The sequence below is a fragment of the Streptococcus pseudopneumoniae genome, from assembly GCF_001076775.1.
In the GTDB taxonomy this organism is placed as follows: Bacteria; Bacillota; Bacilli; order Lactobacillales; family Streptococcaceae; genus Streptococcus; species Streptococcus pseudopneumoniae_G.
In genome coordinates this window covers 1-3,095 of sequence record NZ_JVGV01000036.1, presented here as the reverse complement: position 1 = coordinate 3,095, position 3,095 = coordinate 1, and the positions used below count along the sequence as shown (strand labels likewise).

The window sequence follows — 3,095 nt, the reverse complement described above, 5'->3', positions numbered from 1 at the left end:
TGATGGAGATCATGTCCTATCTTCACTTTGATTATTGGAAAAAAACGGCTCGGTCAGGAGCTAGTATGAATAAGGAGAACAAATGAAACGTTTAAAAATGTTATGGCATATTATGCAGGTTACGGGTTTTACTCGGTTTGCTCTGAGTTTTGTGACCTTTGTTTTTGGGTCAGGAGGCGTGCTTTTCCTAGTTGAACCTGCTATCACAAATTACGGAGACGGTCTTTGGTATGCTTTTGTGACTTCGACGACTGTCGGCTACGGGGATCTCCTAGCTGTGACCTTGATTGGAAGGATTACCAGTGTCTTCTTGACGATTTATGGGCTCATATTTTTTGGCTGTTTATCAGCTGTTATTTTTAATTATTATACCAATTTAAATAAGGAAAGAGGAGAGGACAAATGACTGCCAATTATTCAACACGGGAATACCGTGAGAAATTATACGATGACCTTCATGTTCGATTGAGAGATACAGCGATTTTGATGTGTGCAATTTTTATTGCCTCTATCGGACTAAATATGAATTCAACAGCTGTCATTATAGGAGCCATGTTGATTTCACCTCTCATGACACCGATTGTTGGACTGGGATTCGGTTTAGCTATTTTTGATACGCGTTTAATCAAGCAATCTCTAGAGGTTTTATTGACTCAAGTGTTGGTCAGTTTGCTTGTCTCGACTCTGTATTTCTGGATTTCTCCCTTGTCTTATGCAAGTAGCGAGTTGATTGCACGAACCTCTCCAACCATTTGGGATGTCCTCATTGCTATTGCTGGTGGGATTGCTGGTGTGATCGGTTCAAGGAAAAAAGAAGCAAACAATATCGTGCCAGGAGTAGCCATTGCTACAGCTTTGATGCCGCCTATCTGTACTGCTGGCTATGGTTTAGCTAATGGGAATGTACGATTTTTATTGGGGGCTCTCTATCTTTTCTTGATCAACTGTGTCTTTATCATGCTAATCAACATTGTTGGAACAAGAATTATGATGAGAAAATCTCCCTTAAGTTCATTTAAAGAGCTAAACATTAAAATGAGAATTGGGTTGATATCCTTGATTGTATTATTGATTCTTCCGGCTAGTTATTCAGCAGTCACTCTGACGATAGATCAAGCGCGAAAAGAAGGAATCAAGCAGTTTGTAGGAAAAGAGTTCGCCAATCACACGGTCATTAATCAAGTCTACAAATCAAGAAACAATGAGTTGGTCTTGACGGTTGTTGGAGATCCGATTTCAGAAGAAGAATTAGAAACGCTCCACCAAAAACAAGCCTCTTACGGTATTCAATCTGTTCAATTGAAAGTCAATCAAGTTCATAATTCGACAAAATTAGACAGTGATTCGACCAAGGAATTTTATGAAACCATTAACAAGTATATCGATCAAAAACTCTCTGAAAAGGATTCACAAAAAGATCTCGTAAAAGAAAATGAAGCAGACAAGGATTGAGGATACTGACTTTATCTAACTCATGAAAGTAAATCTTGTGTGGTGGTTTGGTCAATCACTACTAGCTCGGATTAAATAATACTCTTCGAAAATCAAATTCAAACCACGTCAGCGTCGCCTTACCGTACTCAAGTACAGCTTGCGGCTAGCTTCCTAGTTTGCTTTTTGATTTTCATTGAGTAAAAATATAAAAAGCAACAGCTGAAATGAACTGCACCCCAAAAGTTAGACAGAAAAAATCTAACTTTTGGGGTGTTTTTATTATGAAATTAACTTATGATGATAAAGTTCAGATCTATGAACTTAGAAAACAAGGATATAGCTTAGAGAAGCTTTCAAATAAATTTGGGATAAACAATTCTAATATTAGGTACATGATTAAATTGATTGATCGTTATGGAATAGAGTTCGTCAAAAAAGAAAAAAATCGTTACTATTCTCCTGAATTAAAACAAGAAATGATTGATAAAGTCCTACATGAAAACTGGTCTCAAGATAGAGTTTCTCTCGAATATGCTCTCCCAAATCGTGGTATGCTTCCAAATTGGATGGCACAATACAAGAAAAACGGGTATACTATTGTTGAGAAAACAAGAGGGAGAGTACCTAAAATGGGACGTAAACCAAAGAAGAAACCCGAAGAGATGACAGAGTTAGAACGACTTCAAGCAGAAAACGAGTATCTGAGAGCGGAGAATGCTGTCCTAAAAAAGTTGAGAGAACTCCGCTTGAAGGAGGAAAAAGAGAAAGAAGAAAGACAGAAATTGTTCAAGAATTAATCACTGATTTTTCGTTAGATATTCTTCTAAAAACCATTAAACTCGCTCGTTCGACCTACTACTATCATTTGAAACAGCTAGACAAACCAGATAAGGATCAAAAGCTTAAAGCTGAAATTCAAGCTATTTTTACCGAACAAAAAGGAAATTACGGCTATCGTCGAATCCATTTAGAATTAAGAAATCGTGGTTATGTGGTCAATCATAAAAGAGTTCAACGCTTGATGAAAGTGCTCAATTTACAAGCTAGAATCCGCAAGAAACGCAAGTATTCTTCTCATAAAGGAGATGTTGGCAAGAAAGCAGACAACCTTATTCAACGCCAATTTGAAGCAGCTAAACCAATGGAAAAGTGTTATACGGACGTGACAGAATTTGCCATTCCAGCAAGCGCTCAAAAGCTTTACTTATCACCAGTTTTAGATGGCTTTAATAGCGAAATTATCGCCTATAATCTTTCAACTTCACCCAACTTAGAACAAGTAAAAACAATGTTGGAACAAGCATTCACAGAGAAGCGCTACGAGAATACGATTCTCCATAGTGACCAAGGCTGGCAATATCAACACGATTCTTATCATCAGTTTCTAGAGGGTAAGGGAATTCAAGCATCCATGTCACGTAAAGGTAACAGCCCAGACAACGGCATGATGGAATCTTTCTTTGGTATTCTGAAATCGGAGATGTTTTATGGTTATGAGAAGTCATTTGAGTCGCTCAACCAATTGGAACAAGCCATTGTAGACTATATTGATTACTACAACAATAAACGAATTAAGGTAAAACTAAAAGGACTCAGTCCTGTGCAATACAGAACTAAATCCTTCGGATAAATTAATTGTCTAACTTTTTGGGGTCAGTACA

The 3,095-nt window shown here is 37.4% G+C and carries 3 protein-coding genes; all 3 read left to right on the top strand.

Annotation, left to right across the window (positions count from 1 at the left end; translation table 11 throughout):
- The first annotated feature begins 82 nt into the window (after positions 1-82).
- The 3 genes from ADJ60_RS10580 (at position 83) to ADJ60_RS11375 (ending at position 3,064) form a co-directional block, all read left to right on the top strand.
- Positions 83-406, top strand: a complete 324-nt coding sequence (locus tag ADJ60_RS10580; RefSeq protein ID WP_000825751.1) for a potassium channel family protein — start codon at positions 83-85, stop codon at positions 404-406.
- The gene (locus ADJ60_RS10575; protein WP_049510043.1) at positions 403-1,452 is read left to right on the top strand and encodes a DUF389 domain-containing protein; all 1,050 of its coding nucleotides are present in this window, start codon (positions 403-405) and stop codon (positions 1,450-1,452) included. Before ADJ60_RS10580 ends, ADJ60_RS10575 begins: the two co-directional genes overlap by 4 nt.
- Before the next feature lie 263 nt (positions 1,453-1,715).
- Positions 1,716-3,064, top strand: a protein-coding gene (locus ADJ60_RS11375; protein WP_152907437.1) for an IS3 family transposase whose coding sequence is annotated in 2 segments (ribosomal slippage) — positions 1,716-2,157 and positions 2,157-3,064 — 1,350 coding nt in all. Because the reading frame shifts where the segments join, the coding sequence is not laid out codon by codon here.
- Positions 3,065-3,095 lie beyond the last annotated feature (31 nt).